General features: G+C 54.6%; 19 protein-coding genes, 1 tRNA gene and 1 pseudogene. 12 read left to right on the top strand and 9 right to left on the bottom strand.

All coding sequences use genetic code 11. From position 1 onward, the window contains the following. Positions 1-68 precede the first annotated feature (68 nt). The 5 genes from gltB to AABB29_RS04580 all read right to left on the bottom strand — a co-directional run bounded on the left by gltB (position 69) and on the right by AABB29_RS04580 (position 7,886). Positions 69-4,601, bottom strand: a complete 4,533-nt coding sequence (gltB, locus tag AABB29_RS04600) for a glutamate synthase large subunit (RefSeq protein WP_341368064.1) — start codon at positions 4,599-4,601, stop codon at positions 69-71. Next, positions 4,598-4,990: a GFA family protein gene (locus AABB29_RS04595; RefSeq protein WP_373636798.1), complete on the bottom strand. Its 393-nt coding sequence runs from the start codon at positions 4,988-4,990 to the stop codon at positions 4,598-4,600. The genes gltB and AABB29_RS04595 overlap by 4 nt, the downstream gene beginning before the upstream one ends. 32 nt (positions 4,991-5,022) lie before the next feature. Further along, the gene (locus AABB29_RS04590) at positions 5,023-5,694 is read right to left on the bottom strand and encodes a hypothetical protein (RefSeq protein ID WP_341368066.1); all 672 of its coding nucleotides are present in this window, start codon (positions 5,692-5,694) and stop codon (positions 5,023-5,025) included. After that, positions 5,691-6,362: a hypothetical protein gene (locus AABB29_RS04585; protein ID WP_341368067.1), complete on the bottom strand. Its 672-nt coding sequence runs from the start codon at positions 6,360-6,362 to the stop codon at positions 5,691-5,693. The genes AABB29_RS04590 and AABB29_RS04585 overlap by 4 nt, the downstream gene beginning before the upstream one ends. A 96-nt stretch (positions 6,363-6,458) precedes the next feature. Continuing rightward, the gene (locus AABB29_RS04580; RefSeq protein WP_341368068.1) at positions 6,459-7,886 is read right to left on the bottom strand and encodes an NAD(P)-dependent oxidoreductase; all 1,428 of its coding nucleotides are present in this window, start codon (positions 7,884-7,886) and stop codon (positions 6,459-6,461) included. A 220-nt stretch (positions 7,887-8,106) separates the two neighbouring features. On the opposite strand from AABB29_RS04580, the gene AABB29_RS04575 reads away from it, so the two are divergent. Beyond that, entirely contained in the window at positions 8,107-8,910 is an 804-nt protein-coding gene (locus tag AABB29_RS04575; protein WP_341368069.1) for an undecaprenyl-diphosphate phosphatase, read from the top strand. Here the strand turns inward: AABB29_RS04575 and AABB29_RS04570 are convergent. Next, positions 8,907-9,887: a complex I NDUFA9 subunit family protein gene (locus AABB29_RS04570; protein ID WP_341368070.1), complete on the bottom strand. Its 981-nt coding sequence runs from the start codon at positions 9,885-9,887 to the stop codon at positions 8,907-8,909. The two genes, AABB29_RS04575 and AABB29_RS04570, sit on opposite strands and share 4 nt — an antisense overlap. 152 nt (positions 9,888-10,039) lie before the next feature. Here AABB29_RS04570 and AABB29_RS04565 point away from each other — a divergent pair. The 9 genes and pseudogenes from AABB29_RS04565 to AABB29_RS04525 form a co-directional block, all read left to right on the top strand. Beyond that, a tRNA-Leu gene (locus AABB29_RS04565) sits at positions 10,040-10,126 on the top strand. Positions 10,127-10,498: 372 nt separating this feature from the next. Further along, positions 10,499-12,718: a TonB-dependent siderophore receptor gene (locus AABB29_RS04560; protein ID WP_341368071.1), complete on the top strand. Its 2,220-nt coding sequence runs from the start codon at positions 10,499-10,501 to the stop codon at positions 12,716-12,718. Further along, positions 12,719-13,699 (top strand): iron-siderophore ABC transporter substrate-binding protein, encoded by a 981-nt coding sequence (locus AABB29_RS04555; protein WP_341368072.1) that lies wholly within the window; start codon positions 12,719-12,721, stop codon positions 13,697-13,699. Then, entirely contained in the window at positions 13,696-14,706 is a 1,011-nt protein-coding gene (locus tag AABB29_RS04550) for an iron ABC transporter permease (protein ID WP_341368073.1), read from the top strand. Before AABB29_RS04555 ends, AABB29_RS04550 begins: the two co-directional genes overlap by 4 nt. Continuing rightward, positions 14,703-15,731, top strand: a complete 1,029-nt coding sequence (locus tag AABB29_RS04545) for an iron chelate uptake ABC transporter family permease subunit (protein WP_341368074.1) — start codon at positions 14,703-14,705, stop codon at positions 15,729-15,731. Before AABB29_RS04550 ends, AABB29_RS04545 begins: the two co-directional genes overlap by 4 nt. Continuing rightward, positions 15,728-16,504, top strand: a complete 777-nt coding sequence (locus AABB29_RS04540; protein ID WP_373636797.1) for an ABC transporter ATP-binding protein — start codon at positions 15,728-15,730, stop codon at positions 16,502-16,504. The genes AABB29_RS04545 and AABB29_RS04540 overlap by 4 nt, the downstream gene beginning before the upstream one ends. Then, positions 16,488-17,546: a siderophore-interacting protein gene (locus tag AABB29_RS04535; protein ID WP_373636796.1), complete on the top strand. Its 1,059-nt coding sequence runs from the start codon at positions 16,488-16,490 to the stop codon at positions 17,544-17,546. The genes AABB29_RS04540 and AABB29_RS04535 overlap by 17 nt, the downstream gene beginning before the upstream one ends. A 123-nt stretch (positions 17,547-17,669) precedes the next feature. Continuing rightward, positions 17,670-18,275, top strand: coding sequence for a TetR/AcrR family transcriptional regulator (locus tag AABB29_RS04530; RefSeq protein ID WP_341368079.1), 606 nt, complete (start codon positions 17,670-17,672; stop codon positions 18,273-18,275). Positions 18,276-18,593: 318 nt separating this feature from the next. Next, positions 18,594-18,932: pseudogene (locus tag AABB29_RS04525) on the top strand (SDR family oxidoreductase); the annotation flags it as partial. 87 nt (positions 18,933-19,019) lie between these two features. Here the strand turns inward: AABB29_RS04525 and AABB29_RS04520 are convergent. Further along, positions 19,020-19,238: a hypothetical protein gene (locus AABB29_RS04520; protein WP_341368080.1), complete on the bottom strand. Its 219-nt coding sequence runs from the start codon at positions 19,236-19,238 to the stop codon at positions 19,020-19,022. 318 nt (positions 19,239-19,556) lie between these two features. On the opposite strand from AABB29_RS04520, the gene AABB29_RS04515 reads away from it, so the two are divergent. Beyond that, complete coding sequence (locus AABB29_RS04515) at positions 19,557-20,333, top strand: hypothetical protein (protein WP_341368081.1); 777 nt, start codon at positions 19,557-19,559, stop codon at positions 20,331-20,333. Positions 20,334-20,963: 630 nt separating this feature from the next. On the opposite strand, the gene AABB29_RS04510 is transcribed toward AABB29_RS04515, so the two are convergent. Then, a complete protein-coding gene (locus AABB29_RS04510; RefSeq protein WP_341368082.1) occupies positions 20,964-21,806 on the bottom strand; it encodes a DMT family transporter in 843 nt (280 codons plus the stop codon). 162 nt (positions 21,807-21,968) lie between these two features. Between AABB29_RS04510 and AABB29_RS04505 the strand changes: the two genes are divergently transcribed. Continuing rightward, the gene (locus AABB29_RS04505; protein ID WP_373636795.1) at positions 21,969-24,338 is read left to right on the top strand and encodes a DUF1989 domain-containing protein; all 2,370 of its coding nucleotides are present in this window, start codon (positions 21,969-21,971) and stop codon (positions 24,336-24,338) included. 17 nt (positions 24,339-24,355) lie between these two features. Here the strand turns inward: AABB29_RS04505 and purU are convergent, their stop codons facing one another. Further along, the gene (purU, locus tag AABB29_RS04500; protein WP_341368084.1) at positions 24,356-25,240 is read right to left on the bottom strand and encodes a formyltetrahydrofolate deformylase; all 885 of its coding nucleotides are present in this window, start codon (positions 25,238-25,240) and stop codon (positions 24,356-24,358) included. Positions 25,241-25,345: the final 105 nt, after the last annotated feature.

The raw sequence follows: 25,345 nt of genomic DNA, 5'->3' as shown, positions 1-25,345 counted from the left end.
GCTTTGGGCGTGCGGCCGCCCAATACATTGATGCAAAAAGAAAACCCCGCCAAAAGGCGGGGTTTTTATTACTCGGCGGGGATCGCCGTTTCTTCGATACTTAGCGGATGAGGCAGGTGCACCAGCATTTCCTTGGGGCAAACTTGCAAGAAGTTATCCTTCTCTATGTCCCAATGTTGCAACAGGTCGGCGGCCTTGCGACTGCCTGTTTCCGCGGCATGGCGCTCAACCAGGCCCTTCAGCTGGTCATGCCAATGGGCGACGGTCACCGGATTGACGACAAGGGTCTCCATATTCATCAGCTCGGGCGCTAGCCCGTCTGGATCATACAGATAGGCCATACCGCCGGTCATCCCGGCACCAAAGTTGGCCCCGATCTCACCCAGGATCACAGCGACACCGCCGGTCATATATTCACAACCATTGGTGCCGCAGCCCTCGATCACAACCGTGGCGCCCGAATTGCGCACAGCAAAGCGTTCGCCCGCACGGCCAGCGGCAAAAAGATAACCGTCAGTCGCACCGTAAAGCACCGTGTTCCCGATGATCGTGTTGTCCGAGGCAACCAGGGGGCTGACCATCGGTGGACGCACAACAATTGTGCCCCCCGACAGACCTTTGCCCACATAGTCATTGGCATCGCCCGAGACCTCAAGCTTAAGACCCGGCGCTGCAAAGGCACCCAGCGATTGACCCGCGCTGCCCCGCAGCTTGACCGTTAGGTGATCAGGCTGCAACGCATTGCGCATGCCAAATTGCTGCACGATATGCGAAGAGGTCCGCGTTCCAATGGTCCGCAGTGTGTTTTGCACAGCATAATCCAGCTGCATTTTCTCACCATCATTCAGGAAGCGGGCGGCATCCTGCACGATCTGCGCATCTAACGTGTCATCCACGGCATTGCGCGGGCGGTCACGATCATAGGTGATCTTATGCGCGCCATCGACGGTAATCAGCAGCGGGTTCAGATCCAGATCGTCCAGATGGGCCGACCCACGCGAAACCTGCGTCAGCAGATCAGCGCGGCCAATCACCTCATCCAGGCTGCGGGCACCGATACTGGCCAGAATCTCGCGGACTTCGGTGGCATAGAAGGTGATCAGATTGACGACCTTATCGGCATTGCCGGTGAACTTGTCGCGCAGGGCTTCGTCTTGGGTACAGACACCCACAGGGCAGGTGTTCGACTGACACTGGCGGACCATGATGCAGCCCATCGCAATCAGGGCGGCGGTGCCGATACCGTATTCCTCGGCACCCAACATCGCGGCCATGACAATATCGCGGCCTGTCCGCAAACCTCCATCAGTGCGCAGCGTCACGCGCTCGCGCAGGTTATTCATGGCAAGCACCTGATGGGCCTCGGTCAGACCCATTTCCCATGGCAATCCGGCATATTTGATCGACGTCCCGGGCGAGGCACCGGTGCCGCCATTATGACCGGACACAAGGATCACATCCGCCTTGGCCTTGGCCACACCAGCGGCAATCGTGCCAACACCGGAAGATGCGACCAGTTTCACCGTGACCTTACAGATCGGGTTGATCTGCTTAAGGTCATAGATCAGCTGGGCCAGATCCTCGATGGAATAGATATCGTGGTGCGGCGGTGGCGAAATCAGCGTCACGCCCTTGGTCGAATGGCGCAGCTTGGCAATCAGGTCGGTGACCTTCATGCCGGGCAGCTGACCACCCTCACCGGGTTTGGCACCCTGGGCGACCTTGATCTCAAGCTCTTCGCAAGCCAGCAGATATTCCGCCGTTACGCCAAAACGACCCGACGCGACCTGCTTGATCTTCGCAGATGCGTTGTCACCATTTGGTTCCGGTGTGAAATCATCCGGGCTTTCGCCACCTTCGCCACTGTCGGATTTCGCGCCAATGCGGTTCATCGCGATAGACAGGGTGCGGTGCGCCTCGGGCGACAGCGCGCCAAGCGACATGCCCGGCGTGACAAAGCGCTTGCGGATCGCGGTAATGCTTTCCACCTCTTCAATCGGAACCGGCTTGCCCAAAGGCTTCATCGCCAAAAGGTCACGCAAATGGATTGGCGGGTTTGATTGCATCGACTTGGAATATTGCTGCCACAATGCGTAAGAGGCCTTGTTGCAGGCTGCCTGCATCATATGCATGGTCTGGGCTTCCCAAGCGTGCTTTTCACCCGACCGGCGGGCCTTGTAAAAGCCGCCAATTGGCAAAATGTCAGATGCCCCGGTCCAGCCTTTGGCATGAACCTCTTCCAGCTTGGATTGGATGCCGCTGACGCCGATGCCGGAAATGCGTGAATGCATGCCGGGGAAATATTCGGCGACCATCGCACGGGACAGGCCCACAGCCTCAAAGTTCAGACCGCCGCGATAGGATGACAGCACCGAAATGCCCATCTTGGACATGATTTTCAGCAGGCCCGCGTCCACAGCCGCGCGGTAGCGCTGCACGGCTTCCGTCAAACTGCCTTCGATCAGACCGCGGCGAATGCGATCTGCGATGGAATCCTGCGCCAGGTAAGCGTTCACCGTGGTGGCACCGCAGCCGATCAGAACGGCAAAGTAATGCGGATCAACGCATTCGGCTGAACGGACATTCATCGAACAGAAAGTACGCAAACCTTGCTTGGTCAGCCCCGAATGCACTGCCGATGTGGCCAGGATCATGGGCATGGCGACCTGATCCGCAGATTGGTTTTCGTCCGTCAGAACAAGGTGACCGGCACCCGAACGGACGGCATCTTCGGCCTCGGCGCGGATACGTTCCAAACCGGCGCTTAGCGCACCTTGGCCCGGGGCAAAGGTACAATCGATGATCGCAACGCTTTCGCCGAACTGGGCAACCATCGCGTCAAAGGCGGCATTGCCCACAAAGGGGCTGTCCAGCACCAGAATTTCAGTTTGCGAGCTGTCTTCATCCAGCACGTTCTTGAGGTTCCCAAACCGGGTTTTGAGCGACATCACGCGGCTTTCACGCAGGCTGTCAATCGGCGGGTTTGTCACCTGGCTAAAGTTCTGACGGAAGAAATGCGATAGCGGACGATAGGTTTTTGACAGCACGGCCGAGGGGGTATCATCGCCCATCGAGGCGATCATTTCCTTACCGTCTTCGGCCATCGGGGCCAGAACCTGTTCCAGTTCTTCAATCGTATAGCCTGCCGCAACCTGCCGCTTGCGCAGTTCATCGCCGTCGAACTTGGCATCTTCGGTCACGCTTTTCAGCATCGTATTCAGATCAACAACCTTGCCGACCCAGTCGCCAAAGGGCTGGGCGGCGGCCAATTGGTCTTTCAGTTCGGTGTCGTGGAACAATTTGCCTTCGACCATGTCGACAGCGATCATCTGGCCGGGGCCAAGTGCGCCCTTTTCAACAACAGTCGCTTCATCGATCGGGACCATGCCAACCTCAGAGCCTGCAATCAGCAGACCGTCACCGGTGACCACATAGCGCAAGGGGCGCAGGCCGTTCCGATCCAAACCGCCGCAGACCCAGCGGCCATCGGTCATGGCAAGGGCGGCGGGGCCGTCCCATGGCTCCATCACAGCATTGCAATAGCTGTACATGTTCTGCCAGGCGGCAGGCATTTCAACGGCTTGCTTAGACCAGGCTTCGGGGACCATCATGGTTTTGGCCATCGGCGCATTCCGGCCCGCGCGAACCAGAACCTCAAACACGGAATCCAGCGCACTGGAATCCGATGCTCCAGCGGGAATGATCGGCTTGATATCCTCGGCCTTGTCGCCAAACGCGCCCGAGGCCATGCGGATTTCATGGCTGCGCATCCAATTGACGTTGCCTTTCAGCGTGTTGATCTCGCCGTTATGGGCGAGCATGCGGAACGGCTGGGCCAAGGACCATTGCGGGAATGTGTTGGTCGAATAGCGCTGGTGATAGATGGCAAAAGCGCTCTCAAAACGCTCATCCATCAGGTCCGGATAGAACTCAGCCACCTGTTCAGCCAGCATCATACCTTTATAGATGATCGAACGGCAGGATAGCGAACAGACATACATGCCGCCGATGCCCGCAGCGGTGGCGGCTTTTTCAATCCGGCGGCGGATGATGTACAGCTCGCGCTCGAACTGTTCCTCATCCATGTCCTTTTCACAGCGGATCAGGATTTGCTCAATCTCGGGACGGGTGGCGTTGGCCTTTTCACCCAGACAATCCGTACTGACAGGCACGTGGCGCCAGCCATAGATATAATGCCCCATGCGCAGCACCTCGGATTCGACAATCGTCCGGCAGCGTTCTTGGGCACCAAAATCGGTGCGGGGCAGGAACACCTGACCCACGGCAATCAGCTCGCCGGTTGTGGGCTCATGGCCGGTACGGCGGATTTGATCCTCAAAGAACGGGACGGGGATCTGCACGTGAATACCGGCGCCATCGCCGGTTTTGCCGTCCGCATCGACAGCACCACGGTGCCAAATGGCTTTCAGGGCATTGATACCTTTTTCCACAACATCGCGGGAAGCTGCGCCATCAATGGCAACAACAAGACCAACACCGCATGAGGAATGCTCATCATCATGCGCGTACAGACCATTCTCGGCCATCCACTGACGTTTTGCTTCTTCGGCGGCGACCCAGTTTTCGTCATAGGTTGTCATGATAATCCTCCCTCAACATGCGGGTGTTTTGCTTCGTATTCTGCAGCCGTAGCGCAAGGGTGATCCCCGCGCAGGTCAACTGCCTTCATGGCTTGATCTGCGTAGACTTCTGATCGCAGTGACCACCCGGCTGCGTCGTCAAACAGTCCAGGCATCAATTCGTAATTCGTTCCAGGCGTATTCTTGTCACGCATCCACAGATGGGATCCGCAGGTCGCGCAAAAGGCACGCTCGGCAAAATCGGATGAGGCATAGATGCGCACCGGGCCATCCACAGTTACATCTGCTTCTGGTGCGGGAAAGCACATGAAAAGCGCGCCCGACCAGCGCTGACACATGCGGCAATGGCATGCACCAACCCAGCCTGCCGGCTGACTTGCGACCTTCACCGTGACGGCCCCACAGAGGCAACGACCCTTGATCACGACACCGCAATCCCGCAGCCATGCTTGGGCTGGCTGCTTAGAAAACCGGGCTCGCCGGGGAAGATGAATTCGACCGGGCGATCTGAACGCGCGGTTGTCCCGCCAGAGGTCGTGACCGTACCGGTGCCGGGAAAGAAGCGGTTCCATTCGCGGCTGATGAACTCATTACCTTGGGCCGACCAGATCTCATTGCCCGCAGGGTCATAGGCCGTAATGTCATAGGTGGTTTCATCCAGCGTGACGCCATCAATCGTAATCTGACGACCGGTCAGCGTATCCTGCCCGACATAGCGTGTTTCCCCGATTTCGTCCGACAATGTGCGGAAATCGAAATCATCAATGCCTTTTTCAAGCAGTTCAGAAAATGAGGCAGGTTCAACCGGTTCGCTTTCCAGCCGCTCGCGGTGGCCGGTCACAACGTGAAAGCTGTTGATCCACTGGGTTTCGCCGTCAATCTCGCCAACGTAAGTCAGGCCTTGTTCATCCAGACGCACGCTGCGCTGATGGCCCGCAGGATCACCTTCGCAGGTAAAATAATGCGAGACCGAGCAGCTTTCGATTTGGACGGTCAGATAGACGTCACAACCACCGGGCACCGAAAAGACAGGCGCGCCAGATTGCGCGGTGGCGGGGCCGGCAAGGCAAAGAAGGGCGGCAAGATATCTCATGGCTGATACCCCGTCTCAATCTGGTTGCATTCGAACTTTGGCGTGTCCGAGAAAAAGCCAGCCTCGCCGGGATAGATAAACTCAACCGGGGACATATCCGTGATCTGATCAGGGGTCGCAGCATCCCAGCTTTCGCCGAAAAAGAACAGACGATGGGTTTCGCTGACAAATTGGCGGCCGCTGCCGTTGTCCAACTCATTGCCATCGGCATCCAAGGTCCGGCCCGCATATTCGGTGTTCAGCAGCAGCTCGCCATCAATGGTCGTGGTTTCGCCGGTCAACATGTCAAAGCCGACATGGCGCTCGTCGCCCTCGGGGGTTTCGATCACAAAGTCCCATGTGTCGACCTGGGCATCGAACAGCTCGGTCAGCGAAGCCGGGTCAGAGGCCGGTAGCTGCAGGGCTTCATTGCCAGTGACCTTGAATGATTCAACCCACTGAAACTCGTCGTCCACACGCTGGACACTGAACAAACCACCCTGGCCAATCACGGCAAGCCACTGATCGCCGGGATTGTCCGCCTCGCAGCTCCAGACATTGACCAAAAGGCAGCCCCGATGCTGAACGGTCAGTCTGGCTTCGCAGCCTTCGGGCGCGGCAAAGCTTTGCTGTGCAGCGACAGGTGTGGCCAAACTCATGGCGGCGAGGATCATCAGTGGCTTCATCATTTCTTAACCCTTCAGGTCAGTGGTGTTGACGTAGGCATTCAGACGGTTTGCGGCGCGTATGTACAGTGTATGTACAGGTTCTGTACGCGGAAAATATCACTCTGCCGCGACGGTTGCGGCCTGGCCAAGATATTCCAGGATAGCGGTTGAGGCATCGCGGCCATCACGGATGGCCCAGACAACCAAAGACGCGCCGCGCACGATATCCCCGGCGGCGTAAACGCCTTCGAGGCTGGTCGCACCGGTTTGGAAATCCGCCTTGATCGTGCCCCAGCGGGTCACTTCAAGTCCCTCAACCCCCCAAAGGGCAGGCAGGTCTTCGGGTTCAAAACCCAAAGCTTTGATGACAAGATCGGCATCTTCCACATAATCTGCGCCCTCGATTACTTCGGGGGCTTGGCGGCCAGTGGCGTCCGGCGCACCAAGGCGCATCTTTTGCACCTTCACACCGGTGACCGGATCGCCATCAAACCCATTCGGAGCCGCGAGCCAGACAAATTCGACACCTTCTTCTTCGGCATTTTGCACTTCACGCTGCGAGCCGGGCATATTGGCACGGTCGCGGCGATATAGGCATTTCACGCTGCTGGCGCCCTGCCGAATAGCGGTGCGGACACAGTCCATCGCGGTATCACCGCCGCCGATGACAACAATGCGCTTGCCTTCGGCGTTCAGTTCACCGCTTTCAAACTCGGGCACGTCATCGCCAAAGCTTTTGCGGTTGCTGGCTGTCAGATAATCGATGGCGTTAACGATGCCATCTGCACCTGAATCGGGTAGATCCCTTGTTTTATAGACACCTGTGGCAATCAGAACGGCGTCATGCTTGCCGCGGATGGCGTCGAAAGATAGATCCTCGCCCACATTGCAATTCAGGACAAATTGCACGCCGCCCTGTTCCAGCTGGGCCATACGCTGCATGACCACGTCTTTTTCCAGCTTAAAGCCTGGGATACCATAGGTCAGCAGGCCGCCGCCGCGATCGTAGCGATCGTAAACGGTGACCTGTACGCCCTGACGGCGCAGCATGTCCGCCGCCGCCAGACCACCAGGGCCCGCGCCGATGATACCTACGCTTTCGCTGCGTTCGGCATGTGGTTTGATAGGTTTGACCCAGCCTTCTTCAAAGGCCGTATCGGTGATGTATTTTTCAACCGAGCCGATGGTCACAGTGCCATGGCCAGATTGTTCGATCACGCAGTTCCCTTCGCAAAGGCGGTCTTGCGGGCAGATGCGACCGCAGATTTCAGGGAATGTGTTTGTCGCTTGGCTGATCTCATAAGCCTCTTGCAGGCGGCCCTCGGCGGTCAGGCGCAGCCAATCGGGGATGTTATTGTGCAGCGGGCAATGGGATTGGCAGTAAGGCACACCACATTGGCTGCAACGGCTGGCTTGCTCGGCGGCTTTTTCGCGTGCGAACTCTGCGTAAATCTCGCCAAAATCTTCTTTACGTAGGTTCGGCGGACGCTTTTGTGGCATCTCACGGCTAACGGCGGTAAACTTCAGCATCTTTTGACCGGCCATGGCTAATTCTCCCGTTTGGCGAGGCGAGCCGCCTTTTAAATCGCTGCTTCGGAAATGAAAAGGCAGTAATACTGACCTATATGTCAGAAAGATACTCTGGATCAATCCGGATTTGATGATTTTTGGTGATTTTTAGGTCCGGTTCGTGACCTAAAAATGCGCTTCCCCCTGAATCCTAACGGTTTAGGTTGATCACACCGAATCAAACAGCGCGGCGGATATGAGCCTTTTTACTCTTCTATTGATTGCATTAATCCAGGGCGTGACCGAGTTTTTACCGATCTCATCGTCAGGCCATCTGATTTTGCTGCCCAATTTGACGGGGCTTGAAGATCAGGGTCAAATCATCGACGTCGCCGCCCATATCGGGACGCTGATCGCGGTGGTCTTCTATTTCTGGGCCGATGTGCGTATCGCATTTTTCGGCGGTCTTCGGTTGATCCGCGGCAAAGCAGACACGCCTGGCGCCGCGCTCGCGCTTGGTCTGATCATCGCGACGGTCCCGGTGATTTTGTTCGGACTATTCCTGAAATTGACGGGTTTGTCAGATCACTTGCGCAGCATGGCGTTGATCGGCTGGACCATGCTGGGATTTGGCATTCTTCTATATTGGAGCGACCAAAAAGGACCAACGGTGAAAACCACCGACGAATGGACGTTGAAAGACGCGCTCTATATGGGCGGCTGGCAGGCGTTGGCGCTTATCCCTGGCACGTCACGTTCTGGGATCACCATCACGGCAGGGCGCATGCTGGGATACACAAGAGCCGATGCCGCGCGCCTGTCTATGCTGATGTCGATCCCGACGATTATTGCATCGGGCACGCTGATCGGGCTTGACGTGGCAGGGACAGCGGATGCGAGTATGCTCAAGGACATCGCCATTGTGGTTGCAATGTCTTGCGCCGCTGCGCTGCTTGCTTTGACGCTGATGATGCGTCTGCTGCAATCCGTCAGCTTCACGCCCTATGTGATCTACAGGGTCGTGCTTGGCATTATCCTGCTGGGGATCGCCTATAGTTAAGCTTTCAGGTTCTTGGCCGATTCTTTGATTGCGTCATACTGGCCAGACGGGCGGAAGCGCCACAGGTAGTCGGGCAGTACAACGTCCATCGCGGTTGGGGTTATGCCAAGGTCGCCAAATCCCTTAGCGCCGTCGGCCACGACGTTATCAACGGCAAGATTGATCACCTGATCCTTGGTCAATGGCCCTTTGATCAGCCCAAAAGACAATGCGCGCGCAATGCCAAAGCATGAGGCCATGATACCCGCCGCCCAAAACGGGATGTTGATGATCATGCGGCGTTTGCGGATCACGCCAAGCATCTTTTGCATCATTTCGCGGAAGGTCAGTACATCCGGCCCGCCAAGCTCATACAGTCCGGGTTTCGCGTGCCCCAAAATGCCCTGCACGGCTGCGGCAGCTACATCATCGACGTAAACCGGCTGAAACCGGGTTGATCCACCAACAACAGGGAGCGCAGGCCCGAATCTGGTCATCCCGGCAAAGCGGTTAAAGAATTGATCTTCATGCCCAAAAATGATCGAGGGGCGCAGGATAACTGCATCGGGCTGATGTGCCAGGACGCCAGCCTCACCTTCGGCTTTGGTCTGCGCATATGCGCTCTCGGCGGCGGGATTTGCGCCAATGGCCGAGATATGCACCATCCGGTTGATCTCCATCTGCGCGGCGATCCGGGCAATCCGTGTTGCCCCTTCGGCCTGCACCGCATCAAATGTATTTTTGCCGGTCTCATCAAGAACGCCGACGCAATTGACGACCACATCTGCACCATCGGTGACAGCAGCAACACTCGCGTCATCGCGGATATTGCAAAACACAGGCTCGACCTGTCCAACGACACCGTAAGGGCGCACAAACATGGCCTCATTCACGTTGCGCACCGCGACACGCACGCGCCAACCTTCTTTGGCCATACGGCGGGCAATATAACGCCCGACAAAGCCGGAACCGCCGAAGATTGTAACTAGCTGAGACATGGCTGCACCTCTTTCGATACCGGCCTTGGTGTACCTGCCCGCCCCCCACCAGACAAGCGCAAAGCAGGTGATTACATCAACCGCGACGATTTCCCGCGGAATCGGATTGACACGAACACAAACCCCGCTTACATCGCGGCCTCACGACACCTGCCCAGGTGGCGGAATTGGTAGACGCGCTAGCTTCAGGTGCTAGTGTCTGTATGGACGTGGAGGTTCGAGTCCTCTCCTGGGCACCAAAATATCCTCCATATTTTTGATTTTGTGTAATGAATTGTGCGGCGGCTTCTCCGACCCGCCTCTAACGCACCCTGCAAAATGAGTGACTGGACGCCCGCGCCCTGTCTTTTGGTGCCCCAGCGTTACATCCGTGATCACTATCCGCGTCCTTATCAGGATCAACAACCTGATCAAAGGGGCGAGTACCAATGAGCGCTTATAGTTCCCAAATCACTTTGCTGTGCAGTTCAGTCGACTGATTTTAAGTTGACGTGAAAAAAAGTTCATATTATCGACCGCGCCAAACCCGCCAGGTGAGTATCCCCTTCCCAGCCATATGAATGATACCGCAGGACGCTTTGGCGCTCCTTTCAGCGTAGGAACATCGTTACATGTCCAAATTTCTTGATTTGAAACTGGCGCTTGCAGCGTCGACCTGTCTTGTGCCGGTCGGCGCACTGGCGCAAACAACCGATGAGACCGGAGACGTTTTCCTTGGTACAATCGTCTTGCAAGCGATCAATGACGGCGGCGAAGCTGTCACAGGTGTGGAAGCTGCGAACACAGCTGGATCGCGCCTGCCGGTGAACCCCGAGGATCTACCGCGCTCAGTGACCATATTGCCCAGCGAATTGTTTGAAGCCCAGGGTGCCCGTACCTTGGAGGAAGCGGCGTCTTACAGCCCAGGTATTTCGACCGAAACATATGGCCGGGATGATCGTTATGACGAATTCTCGTTGCGCGGTTTTGAAGTCCAGCAAAGCGGTAAATATCGCGATGCATTGCCGCTGCGCGCCGTCGATTTCGCGGCGTGGCGGACTGAGACGTTTGGCTTGGAAAGTATCAATATTTTGCGCGGCCCAACCTCGGATTTGTATGGCGCCAATCAACCCGGTGGTTTGATCAATGGCGTTTCAAAACGGCCTGAATTCACCCAAGGTGGTGAGGCGCGTTTGACAACCAAATCAGACGGTGGCGGTGAAGTGGCTGTGGATACAACTGGCCCCGTTTCGGACGCCGTGGCCTATCGTTTGGTCGCGTTGTTCAATCAGTTTGGAACCAACTATGACGAAGTGGAAACGGGCAGAATATATATCGCGCCCTCGCTGACCTATGAGGCGTCAGATGACACCAGCGTCACGTTCTACGGCCAGTATCAAGAGGATCAGGTCGGGGATGTTTACATCAACGTGCCCGAGTATGGATCCTATCAAGACAACGCCAACGGCACCTGGGACCGTGACCTTTATACTGCGAATCCAGACGCCAATGATATCGAAACCCAGCAAAACTATGTCGGCTATGAGCTAGAGCATTATTTCACAAATCAGTTGAGCCTGATCAGCCGTGCCCGCGCATCCCAAAATGATTGGGATATGGATACGGAATACGCCACTGCTTTTGTCAATATAAGCTACATTTTGGGAGCGCCGGTTGGTGATCCCAGTGATGTGGATACCGGCATCATGACCAAATTTACGGTTGATCAAACGACGGAACAATTTAGCGCCGACAATGCGCTGAGCTATGAATTTTCCACGGCAAATGTCGATGGTCAGATCATTGCCGGTGTCGATCACTTCACACTGAGTAGTGATATCGACTCCAGTCTTGGATATACCGGCGAGCGAAATCTACTGACTGGTGAGGTCACAACTTACTTGGCCGGTAGTCTTCCAACTGATCTGCCGAACAGCCGTCAGGTCGAATTACAACAGACCGGTGTTTATCTGAATGGGCGCGCGGATTTTGGCGGCCAGGCTGTTCTGTCGGGGGGTATTCGTCAGGACTTTGTAGATTATGAAATCGATGGTTTTAATACCGGCTTGGATACAACAGTCACTGAGTTTGGTTATGAAATCGAGGACAGCGTTACATCTGCAAATCTTGCATTGGGATATCGGGTAACCCCTGATGTGCTGGCCTATGGTGCTGTGTCTAACTCCTTTAGCCTTCCGCTGGACGGTGTGACCGAAGATGGTAGTGCCTTGGAGGTCGAACGCGGGCTATCATTTGAAGCGGGTTTAAAATTTGCTTCTGCAAATGGTGCTACAGCCACAAATATTGCCTATTTCGACATCACAAAAAGCGATGTATTGGTGACAGACCAGACAGACACACGGTTCGTCGAGCAAATCGGTGAGGTCCGCTCTAAAGGTCTTGAAATCGAAGTGACGCATGATTTTGGAAATGGTCTGAGTCTTTTTGGCAGTGCCACTTACACCGATGCCGAAGTGACCGAAGATACGTTCTATGAAGGCAATGACGTTGCACGGGTCCCTGAATTTGCTGCTGGCTTGTTTGCACAATATGAGCTGCAGCAGATTGACGGTCTGTCTGTTGGTTTGGGTCTACGCCATTCCGGAGAGCGCTTCTCGGACGCCGCGAATACGTACGAAATGGAAGCTGTCACGCTTGTTGATGGCTCAATTTCGTATGGTGTCGATGATTGGACATTTACCGCCGCCGCCCGGAACTTGGCCGATAAGGAATATGTCGGATATTGTCATGCCAACCCTGCGTTGTTCGGAAACGCGCTGGACAGCTTCTCGGGCGGCTGCGTTTACGGCGAAGGTCGCGAGATCAGCCTGACCGCACGTCGGACGTTCTAAATGCGCATTGGCCTTGTTTCGGCATTTATGATCTTGTTCTGCTCCGCATCGGCCGCTTTGGCTGATGCGCGTCAGATTGATCATGCTTACGGAACGACAGAAATCAGCGGCACCCCCCAACGTGTTGTGTCGCTTTCCTACATTGGACATGACTTCTTGCTTGCTTTGGGCACCCGTCCGATTGCCCTGCGATATTGGTACGGCACTGGTGAATTCGGTGTCTGGCCCTGGGCCGAAGAGGCGCTGGGTGATGCCGAGCCGGTATTGCTTTATGGCGGGATCGATATCGAACAAATTGCGCTGCTTTCACCTGACCTGATCGTTGGTCAATGGTCCGGCATGACCGAGGCCGAGTATCGGCTGCTGTCACAGATCGCCCCAACCGTGCCGCATCCTGCCGGTGCCTCTGCGTTCAGTGCCTCTTGGCAAGACATGACAGCACAGCTTGGGATCGCGCTGGACAAGGAAGATCAGGCCAGCGAGGTCATTGCCGCGCTAGAAGCCCGCTTTGAGCGTGTGCAGTCTGCTTTCCCGGAGTGGCATGACAAAACAGCCGTTATGGTGTTGCCATCGCGCGTGAGCGCGTTCGGATCTTCTGATCTGCGCGGTCGGTTTTTGAAGGATATCGGCTTGCAACTGCCACCCGCTGTGGACGCCATGGCGGGCTTTGATCCAAATTTCATCAGGATCCCGGACGAAGCGATCGCCGCGATCGACACCGATGTGTTGATCTGGGCACACAGCCCCAATCTAAACGCCGCGCTGTCTGCCATCCCGCTGCGATCGAGCATGCGGGCTGTTCGCGAGGGCCGCGAGGTATTCGCCGACTATGATCTGACAGCTGCCTTAAATCATTCAAGCCCACTGTCGCTACCCTATGCACTTGACCGTTTGGTTCCACTTATCGACGCAGCAATTGATGGCGATCTGTCAACACAGGTCCCCGGTTGGGCCGAGGCGATGGCGGGCCCGACGCAATGAAACAACTTGCTTTGCGATTTACCCTGAAGATGACCCTTAGCCTGGTTGTTGGCATGTTGCTGGTTTTGCTGTCGCTACGACTTGGTCTGCGCGACATCAGCTGGCATACGGTCTTTGCAGCGCTTAGCGCCTTTGACGCCAATGACCCCGATCACGTGACGATCCTTCAATTGCGGTTGCCAAGGGCGCTGACAGCGTGCCTTGGCGGCGCGGCGCTTGGTGTTGCTGGCGCATTGATGCAGACCATGACCCGCAATCCATTGGCCGATCCTGGTCTTTTGGGCATTAACGGCGGGGCCGCGATTGGCGTCGTCATTTCAATCTGGGGTCTTGGACTGACGTTGCAGCAGGCGTTGATTGCACCTGCTCTTATAGGGTGTGCGATTGCTGCAGCAGTGGTTTTGTTTTTGGGCGGGGCTGCTGGACGAAACGGGCCTGATCCGACGCGGCTTTTATTGGCCGGCGCTGCTTTGAACGCGCTGTTTGTGTCGTTGACTTGGGCAATTCTCATCCTCAGCCGCGAGTCGTTGGATGTGTTTCGGTTCTGGGCGCTGGGGGGATTCACCGGCATATCGTCGACCGATCTGATGGCCGTGTTGCCAGCTTACTTTATCGGGTTTCCACTGGCGTTCCTGACTGCCGGAATGCTGGGGCCGCTGGTTTTAGGCGAAGAGGCCGCAGCCGCCCTTGGCGTTAAGGTCTGGTTGGTTCGTTTGCTATGTGTCGTATCAGTCGTTTTACTGTGCGGCACGACCGTGTCACTTGCCGGTCCTATTGCCTTTATCGGTCTTATCGTGCCTCATCTTGTCCGTCCCTTTGTTGGGGGCAGCGTGCCCAGATTGGTCATGGCGTCTGCTTTGGCAGGCGCGTTGCTGGCGATAACTGCCGATGTCTTGGGCCGTGTCATCTGGACCGGGCGAGAGGTTGAAGCAGGGGTTTTGATCGCACTCATAGGTGGGCCAACCTTGGTTGTCTTGGTCAAGACAAGGTGGAGGGCCGCGGTATGACCACCATAGCAATCAAATTGGGGCCTCTATCTGCCCGTCCGCCGCGGCGGCTGGTTTTGATCAATATAAGCCTCGTGCTCGCGATCCTTTTGATCGCGTTTCAAAAGCTGGTGGGCGGAAGCTACCCCGTGTCCATTTCAGACGTCTTCGCGGCTGTTCAGGGCCAGGCTGATCCGATCACCAGTATGATCATTCTGGATCACCGCGCGCCCAGAGTGCTGGTGGCAATCGGGGTCGGGCTGGCCTTTGGTCTTGCGGGCGAGATGATACAAACCGTTTTACGCAACCCGCTGGCATCGCCCGATATTATTGGCTTTAGCGCAGGCGCAAGTACCGGCGCGATTGCCGCAGTCATTCTGACGGGTTCGGCAGGCGTTGTCTTTCTGGGGGCGATGTTCGGTGGGATCGTTGTTGCGACGGCGGTGATGGCACTCAGTTGGAACAAATCCATTGCGCCGGGGCAGCTGGTTTTGATCGGCATTGGCGTCAGCATGACAGTCAGCGTTTTCAATGACTTACTGATGACCTCGTTCGACATAACGCGCGCCGCCGAGATCGCTAAATGGTTGGTCGGCTCCTTAGAGGCGCGGGATTGGAACGATGTTACGCTTGTCTGGATCGGGCTGCTTATTTTGGGGCCTTTGGCCTTTTGGCGCCAATTTCATCTTGCGCGGCTCGCATTGGGCGAAGACACAGCGACCGTTCTGGGTATCTCAGTCAACATCACGCGGATCATCTCGCTTATTCTTGCATTGGGCTTGGTCGCCGTGGCTGTTGGGACGGCGGGACCATTACCCTTTGTCGCCTTTGTTGCGGGCCCAATCGCGCATGGCTTGAACAAAGCACCGCGCCCCAGTCTGCTAACGGCCGGTTTGATCGGGGCACTCGTCACTTTGATCGCCGATGCCATTGCCGGGTCTTTGCCCGGTGGGCTGGTCTTACCCGCAGGTATTTTCACCTCCCTCTTTGGGGCCCCAGTGCTGATCTGGATCTTGATATTAGAAAGCCGAAAGCGACGCATATGAGCGCACGACTAACAACCGAAAACCTATCCCTGCGGTACGATAAGACACCTGTGCTGACGGATGTGTCAGCGGCTATTCCTGATGGCAAAGTGACCAGTATCATCGGATCAAACGCCTGTGGGAAATCTACCCTTCTAAAGTGTTTGTCGCGGTTGCTGTCACCATCCGCGGGAGCTGCTTTGCTGGATGGGAAAGCCATCCACAAACAAGATACAAAATCGGTCGCGCGGCAGGTCGCGCTGCTCCCGCAATCGACAACCTCTCCGCAAGGTATGACCGTCGCGGATCTTGTCAGAAACGGGCGAACACCGCATCAAAATCCGTTGCAACAATGGTCTACGAAAGACCAGGAAATTGTCAGCCGGTCCATTGCGCAAGTTGGGCTGACCGATCTTGCGGATCATCAGCTAAGCACATTGTCTGGGGGGCAACGGCAACGGGCTTGGATCGCCCTGGCCTTGGCGCAAGACACTAATATTCTACTTCTTGATGAGCCGACGACATATTTGGATTTGGTCAATCAGATCGAAATCTTGAAACTGATCCGCAACTTGCAGCAAACATCGCAGCTGACTGTCGTAATGGTCTTACATGACATCAATCTTGCAACCCGTTTTTCGGACAATTTGATCGCCTTGAAGGATGGGGATATCCTGTTTTCAGGTGCGCCATCGGAACTTGTGACTGAAGAGAACATGGAAAAGGTCTATGGCCTTGCATCCAGCATCATATCAGACCCTCATACCGGATTGCCTCATGTCATCGCAAACTGAGCACAAAGTGGCGGATGTGACAGCCGATACCGTTCTGCCGAACCTTTCCTTTGCGGCGATGCAAGGATTGATCCTGCACGAAGCAGAAGAACACGGGCTGCCCATCAAGGAACAGACCGAAAGCCGCCTGCTGATCCAAACCGAATTTGGTGTGTTTGGTATCGAAAATCAGGACGATGGGCTTCGCCTGATGATCAAAGCACCGGATGCAGACAGCCTGCACATTGTCCGCGACGGACTGGTTGAGCACCTGATACACTACATGCCTGACCTGCAGGAAACCATGCGCTGGTCAGACAATATCTTAGCTGACCAGTTCCCCCCCAATTTTCAGTTCGCTGAAGTGATCGAGGTCCGGGCAATCTCAACAGATTTCCATAGGGTGATCCTGCGACCAGAGCGTCTGATGCACTTCGGTGATAGCGCCATCCATTTTCGTTTTGTCTTGCCTCCCAAAGGCTGCGCCGAACCTGTGTGGCCGACACTTAGCCCCAGCGGTGCAACCGTCTGGCCAAAGGGTGAACATGAACTTCACCGTCCGGTCTACACGGTCCGCGAACAATCCAATGATAAGGGAACGCTTTCAGTCGATATTTTCATGCATGAGGGTGGACGGATGACGCCCTGGGCAAAGACTATCAAAGCAGAAGATCGCGTCGCAATCATCGGGCCCGGAGGCGGCGGCACACTTGACGTTGATCAACTTGTCATTTGTGGTGATGAAACAGCTTTTCCTGCTATTGCGCGCATTCTGGCAACGTTGCCCGACCACGCTTGGGCCAGAGTGATGTTGTACAGCAGTAGTGGTGCTACAGATTATCCAATTCCAGAGCACCCGAACTTTGCGTTGCAATGGGTCGGCGCGGAAAGCGGTCTCGATTTTGTTGACGCTGCGCATGATGCCGTTTCGCAAAACCCCGAAGCCTTTGTTTGGTTTGCAGCAGAACGCTTGCCTACTGACATGTTTCGAAAACTTGAATTGATCAAAAACCTGCCAAAATCGCGCAAGTACATTGCGCAATTCTGGTCTAATAACGGTTAACACATTTGAGCAGCTCTGCTGAGACATGATAGTTGCCCATATCGGTACTAACCATTTTCTAACCTTACCAAAGAGTTGATGACCTTGACTGATCCCACACCCACCAAAGTGGCGCGCCGCAAATTGGCCCAACAGCCCAGGTCACAAGAGAAAGTTGACCGTATCTTGAACACGACACTCGAGATGTTGGCGTCCGATCCATTGCAATCAGTTGGAACCAAGTCCATCGCGGCCCAGTCAGGTGTCAGTGTGGGGACAATCTATCGGTTTTTCCCAAATAAAGAGGCGATTTACTACGAGCTTTATCAAAGATGGCTTGGTCAGAGCCTGGCGGCTTTGGATCAGCTTATTGATAACTTGCAGGGCGATGTAACACTGGAAGAATTTACGGACGCTTTCCTCCAGGTGATGAGTGACCATGAACTAAACGCCAATGGATATTGGCACCTTCGCATGGCGATGGGCGTGTCCCGAAAGTTGATCGATCTTGAAGCCAAGCATCGTATGGATGTCGGTCGGCGGATTGTTTTGTTGCAAAACACGTTTGGTAAGCTGCCTCACGCACAGATCGCACCGCAGGTCATGTTTTTGCAAAATGAAATCACGATTGCCTGCCTATTTTCATTATCTCAATTCGCTGGAAACCCAAATGAGGACATCTTGAAATCGCTGTGCAAGCGGTTGTTTTTGTTGATCTTTGACTTTGATGAATGGGGTATGGGTATATAGGCTTTGGCCATGGCGGCCTATGTATTGATAGATTCTGAGCCGATGCGGGTTTCTACAAGTGGCGGTCCAAGTATGGCTGTGTGGAGGTGAGTTCAATGATGCATGGATCAAGCATTCGCCGTGAAAGTCTGGTCAGGTGAAGCTGTACTGCGACGCTTGACCCGAGGTCTTCGGTGGTATCTTGGAGAAATGTATCTTTGTGTCTCCGTCCGCTCCCGAGACATGGATTAGATATCTCCACGCCGACGATCTGGCGAAAGTTGCAAGCAATTGCATCCAATCGGCTTTTGAGCCCGGTATCTTCACACTTATGGGCCTGGATGGGTCGTAAACATCGCTTCCAACATCGCAGAAGACGGGATGGCAGGCTCGGCACTCTACTCGACAGCAAAGGCGGCCTTGCATGGAATGACAGTAAGCCTTCAGCGGGACTTTGGGTCCAAGCGCATGCTGATTAATACCGTTTTGCCTAGCCTGACCTTGATGGAAGGCACAAAGAACTTTCTTCCCGATGAGGTGCGTGAAGGCGAGCGAACTAAGAGGCCTTCAGGTGGACTGTCATCCCCGCAGAGCGTCGCAAATCTCGTGGTTTTTCTTTCCTCCGAGGCCAACGCGAACATCATGGGAGAGAGAATTCGGGTCACTGGTGGCAGGTAGCGTCGCATAGGTCTTCCAGCTCACCGAATAATGAAAATTGGACCCTCGCAATGTGAGGGCCAATGGCGGCTATACCCCAGGGGCGTGTTACGGCAGTTTCGCGAAACGCGCAGCGCATTTTGTACGGGTTGCCAGCAATTCCTTGACGACTTCAAGATGGCCCATGAGTGCGACCGTATGTGCGCCAGATGAAGGAATATTTCGATCTCTTAAATGGTTTGCAGCCACGCGTGCATGCTCTGCTGCCCTATCGAGCTCTGACGCAATTGCATCGTAGTCTTTCGCTGCTTCATCTCTGGGATCCATGGTCTTTACTCCGTATTGGGGCATTGGCTTGTGAGGCAATATGCACGAGTACAACGAGGCGCGCACCCAAATGCAATCTAATAGGCAATGTGTGAATGCGGACATTGACTCGCGGGGGCCTGAGGTCCGTTTTGTCCGGCAAAGCGGTCCTCGATGCTTGCATTGGGCCGAATTGCGACCTGCTGCGCTGCTGCAGGTCCGCTTTGAGCTCAATTTGCTAAAATTCAGCGTAGCGGCGAATGTCTGTTATCTCGCCAAAAAAAGTCAAGGCTAACGGCCATACACCCAACCAAAGAAGAAAACTGAAAGAGCCAGAACTTGTTAGATGATATCCGTTTTGATGCCCTCCTTGACGAGGTTGGAAAGGAATTCCTTTGTGAAGGGTTGAGGCTTCTAGCCGTTAACCTGTGTCGATCTGGATATGATGCAGATATGAAGGATTGGGACAGCCCAGCTAGGAGAAGTGGCTCAAAGGGTGTCATTTTTTCGCATCTACAAATGTCCACATATGGTCAAGGGGCCAGTTTGTTGGAGCGCTATGGTATCGCACACTCCGTGAATATCCATGGTTACAAAGAAGGTTATTCGCCGGATGTTCAAATGGATATCTCGGCAATTGAAATTTCGCCGGACAGTGTAAAATTGACCAACAGCAACGTTCGCGATCTCGCCAACGTTTTCGTAGCCGCTCAGACGGTTCTGGACCAAAGCTGTCTCGGACCAGACGCCGAATTCTATCCAATGGAATTGAAACGTCAGATGCAGCGCACAGGTGTTAACTCTGGATACCTTACAGCAATCCCTGTACGACCTTTGACCCGCAAAAAACTAGAAAAAGCACATCGTTTGAGCAGCGGCGAACCCATCAATGATGTCTATTTCTGGACTTCTAAAATGCTAGGAAAACCGTATGATACTAAATTGGAAAAAACGCTTCCTGATACAAATTTTTGGGAGACAGTGTACCCAAGCTTTGTCTACGATGCTCTGGCTGATGACCCTAGTGTATTCCGAAAAGTTTTAGCCGCAGCAATGCAGCCAATTGATGATGGAATGAGAGAAATTCATGCAGAACGTTGGGCAAACCCTGTGTGATAGAAATCTTGGCAAGTAGCCATTGATACCTTGTGCAGCGAATTCGCACTTTGTCCCGCATAGCCGCCATCCGAGCACTTTGCGGCGAAAGTCTGGAATGAGCCCCAAGGCGGTCAATACGGTTTTTCACTGTGCGTGGTGGCATCCGGGATGTGGAACATCAGCCGGGTGACATAGCGGAACACAACGCTTTGCTTAGCGGTCATGCCGGCAGAGAGCCAAGTACAAAGTCATAGAGCTTAATGATGGAATTGGTGAGCCGTTCGCGTTCAAGCGGGGAATATGCATTCAAACGCTCCTGGCCCACAGAGAACAGGTTTAGCGGCACCGGATAGGCCCGGTGACCAAAATCAATAGGTTTGATCCAAGTATCCAACAATATGGTGGAACAAGATCAACGATTTATCAAATGGCTGACGCACCCAATGCCCGGCTTCAAGGCGTTCCATTCAGCTTCGACAACACTTGACGGGGTCGAAGTCGCGTACGTGATCGGTAAGGGGGCAGTATGGTCTGCCGAAATAGCGGTTTCCTTCAATCCGCTGAGCTCGCAGAAGAGGTGCGCCCACAAACAACAGGTCTCTGATCCGACTTACGATTGCGAAGCAACCCAAATAAAGTAACATCGCCTTACAACGACAGATACCCGACCCCGAAAAACGCTATCAGACACCCCAACCACTGAACCGCGTTGATACGTTCCTTCAAAAAGAATGCCGCAAGCCAGATTGTTGGCAACCCATACATCGCCGTCGTGACGGACGCATATTCCGGATTAGGGTGATTGCCCGCAGACATGATCGAGAAGATTGCGACGCCGTCTAGAACGCCCATAACGGCAAATGCACCAAGTGAACTGACTGCGGGCCAAAGCGGCAAACGCAGTGTCCAGAACCCAGTCAGCAACACCCCGATCGCGACGATTCGAGTTATGATTGCGGAAACAAGACCGTTGGTCAGCTCTGTCGCGCTTTGACCAAAATGGAACGTGCTTGCAAAGGCTGCCGCACAGATAAGTGCGCTTACGATCGTCCAAAAATAGCTGGTTTCGTGGTCGTCATCCCGATCCGCGAGGACTGCGATCATTGTAATCCCGCAGAGAATAACCCCGACTGCCGTCAGTTGCCCGACAGACACTGTAGCACCGCCAAACATCGCGATACCAACGGAAAAGACACAGAAACAGGCCACCAAGGGAGCCGCGAGCCAGACCGGACCGCGCTGGAAGGCAACGTATAGACCACAATTTGCGGCCGCAAAGGATACACCTGCAAATAATATTTGGGCAAAACTGTTTGGCGGTAGCGGTGTGTAATTGCTCGTGGCGACCAAAAGCGTCGTTTGAAAGAGGAGCCCAAATATCATAACAGCAATCATGGCCGCGCTGATCGGTGTTGATTGGCTGGTCAACCGGATGCAAAAATCGTGCAGTCCCCAGCAAGCCGCCGCAATCAACCCTAAGATCAAAGACATCGGGGCATAGCCTCATGGCCTTTCCCCGGGCCAGACCGGTTTGGCAAAGAAATAATGTGAATTTCCACGTGCATCCTGACGAATGTATTTGCGAGGTCTCGCAATCGATTATATTCTTCATGTTAAATATTTATTCCATATATGCAACAAGCCGGGTGGGTGATGCGAGACGAATATCTGAAGGTGCAGCCTGGTCCGCCAAAGCCGAGCGCTATTTACGAGCCGCGCGTTTTTTCGCTCCCACCCGGTTCTGAGCAATATGTCGTGCACGGCTGCGGCGCTGTCCTTGTGCCTGTGTTTGCGGGGGATGAGTTCACAATTGCCAATGATGAAGGCGGCCAACTTTGCGAGATTGTGGTTTGCGATGCAAAAGGTGCAGTAGCGCCCGACATTTTTGGCGTAACAGGGCAGGGACCCGCGATCGGCCTGCAGGCGTTGCTTCAACATGATGATCAATCCCTGCGTGGGCTTCGCATGGGGCTTGATGCTCGCAAAATCGATCTGACAAGCCCGGGCGCAGTTCATCTGTTTGAGAGAACGACGCCGGCCAAGACAAAAGAAACGTTCAAAGCCGACCGCGATGGCTGCGTAATCATAGCGGCACCTGGCGGTGAAATGGATATTGAGCTTCAGAATACGGCGACCCCGCTCACCGTTGTGGTGAAACGTTCCAAGATCAAACGACATGTCAGTTTTGAATTACCCACACCCTTGGCGGACCCGTTGCAAGACATCCGCGTTCATACGCAAACCGCTGAATCCTATTTTGTTAAGGCGGGCGACTACATCCAGATCCTTGATGTAGATGGCCGGCAATGCACCGATTTCGAGTGTTTTAGCGCTCGTAAATTAGACAAAGGCATTGAACACGCGCTGGATGTCACGACCACGCGAACATTGATGGGTCATGCCTATCCGATGCCCGGTCTACATGCGAAATACTACGATCAGGAAATGGTACCACTTGTTGAAGTGGTCCAAGATACATGCGGTCGCCATGATGCTTTTGCGATGGCATGTGCCGCCAAATACTATGACGACATCGGCTACCCCGGCCACCCAAATTGTTCAGACAATTTCAACAGCGCCCTTGCCCCATATGGTATCAGCGGCAGGCCCGGATGGATGGCGATCAACTTCTTCTTCAACACCGGCATTGATGATCATGGGGTCATGTATACCGATGAACCTTGGTCGCGGCCCGGGGATTATGTGCTGCTGCGGGCGCTCACGGACATCGTTTGCGTAAGCAGCGCCTGCCCAGACGACACAACCGCTGCCAACGGATGGAACCCGACGGATATTCATGTTCGCACCTACTCCGGAAAAGAAACATTTCAACGCGCTATTGCGACCCGCACGACCCCCAATTCGGAGCCAAAGATGACCAAGCAAACCGGTTTCCATACACGTTTCGCGCAGCACACACGCAACTTTGTCGAATACAACGGCTATTGGTTGGCAAATTGTTTTGCCGATGCGGGCCCGATTGCAGAGTACCACGCATGCCGCAACGATGCGGCCATTATGGATTTGTCGCCGCTGCGCAAATTCGAGATCACGGGTCCCGACGCGGAGGCGTTGTGCCAATACGTCTTTACCCGAAACATGAAAACGCTCCCCATTGGCGGGGTTGTCTATACCGCGATGTGTTACGAACACGGCGGGATGATCGATGATGGCACCGTGTTTCGTCTGGGCCGGGACAATTTCCGTTGGATCGGGGGCAGCGACTATGGCGGCGAATGGATCCGTGAACAGGCAGAAAAACTAAGTCTAAAGGTTCTCGTGCGCTCGTCCACGGATCAATTGCACAACGTCGCTGTGCAGGGGCCAAAGTCCCGTGATCTGCTGCGTGAATTGGTATGGACCGCGCCGCATAACCCTGAGTTCGATCAGTTGGCATGGTTCCGGTTTTCCCCCGCGCGTCTGCGCAATGAGGCCGGAACGCCCTTTGTAATTTCGCGAACCGGTTACACGGGGGAGTTGGGCTATGAGGTCATGTGTCACCCTAAACACTGCGAAGAGGTTTTTGATGCCATTTGGAGCGTTGGGCAGGCTTATGGCCTACGTCCTATGGGGCTGGAAGCTTTGGATATGGTGCGGATTGAAGCGGGGTTAATATTCGCGGGTTATGATTTTTCCGATCAGACGGACCCCTTTGAAGCTGGCATTGGCTTTACCGTTCCGCTGAAATCAAAGCCTGATGACTTTATGGGCCGCGATGCGTTGATCCGTCGGAAAGATCATCCGATGAAAAAACTTGTCGGTCTTAATATTGCGAGCGAAGTTGAAGTGGGCCATGGCGACCCCATTCATATTGGTCGCGCGCAGATTGGTGAGGTCACTTCTTCGATGCGCTCACCCTTACTGGGTCAGAACATTGCTATGGCGCGGATTGATGTCGCCCATGCCGAGGTTGGAACGCAGGTTGAGATCGGAAAACTGGATGGGCACCAAAAACGGCTTCCCGCTGTGATCCGCCCCGATCTTGCGGCCTTTGATCCCAAGAAAGAACGTCCGCGATCTTAGTCGCGGACGTTTTTGCATCACCCCATCCGTTCAGATGCGAAGGATCCCGGAGACGCAGGGAACACCACCGTTTTGTTCCCGTTCAGAAAAACACGCCGATGGATATGGGCATGGATCGCCCGCGCAAGGACCTGACTTTCCACATCGCGCCCCAATGACACATAATCTTCGGGCGATTGGGCATGGGTGACGCGCACGATGTCTTGCTCGATGATCGGGCCTTCGTCTAGATCCGCGGTCACGTAATGGGACGTTGCCCCGATCAATTTCACCCCGCGTTGGAACGCCTGCTTGTACGGGTTGGCCCCCTTAAATGACGGCAAGAATGAGTGGTGAATGTTGATGATTTTGCCGGACATTTTCTGGCACATTTGATCGGATAGGATTTGCATATAGCGCGCAAGCACGATCAATTCTGCACCGGTGTCTTCGACCACGTCCATGATCCGGCTTTCCGCGTCCGGTTTGTTCTCTTTTGTGACTTTGATGCAATGGAACGGAATGTCATTGTTCACCACGACTTTCTGGTAGTCCATGTGGTTTGAGATAACCGCAACGATGTCAATCGGCAGGGCGCCGATCCGCTGCCGGTACAGCAGATCGTTGAGGCAGTGCCCAAAGCGTGACACCATGATCACGACTTTCATTTTCGCGGTCTCATCATGGAAGTCATAGGTCATATCGAAGGGTTGTGCCGTGGATGCGAACCCATCTGACAAGGTCGCAAGGACCGTATCTGTTTCGGTTTCAAAACTGATGCGCATAAAGAAATTGCCAGTCTCTTTGTCATCGAACTGGGCGCTGTCTGAAATATTGCATCCGTTTTCGGAAAGATAGCTGGCGATTGCTGCGACGATGCCCCGTTTGGAAGGGCATGTCACGGTAAGGGCATAGTTGCTCATTGGGGGTCCTGTTAGGATTGTTCGGTCATTGGAACCAAGGTGTCATGGAGGATGAGCCGCACCTGAAAGAGGCGCGGGATCGCCGCCATGATGCAGGGGCGATCA

Origin of the sequence: Yoonia sp. BS5-3, assembly GCF_038069655.2 — a bacterium.
GTDB classification, from domain to species: domain Bacteria; phylum Pseudomonadota; class Alphaproteobacteria; order Rhodobacterales; family Rhodobacteraceae; genus Yoonia; species Yoonia phaeophyticola.
This window is presented reverse-complemented; position numbering and strand designations above follow the sequence as displayed.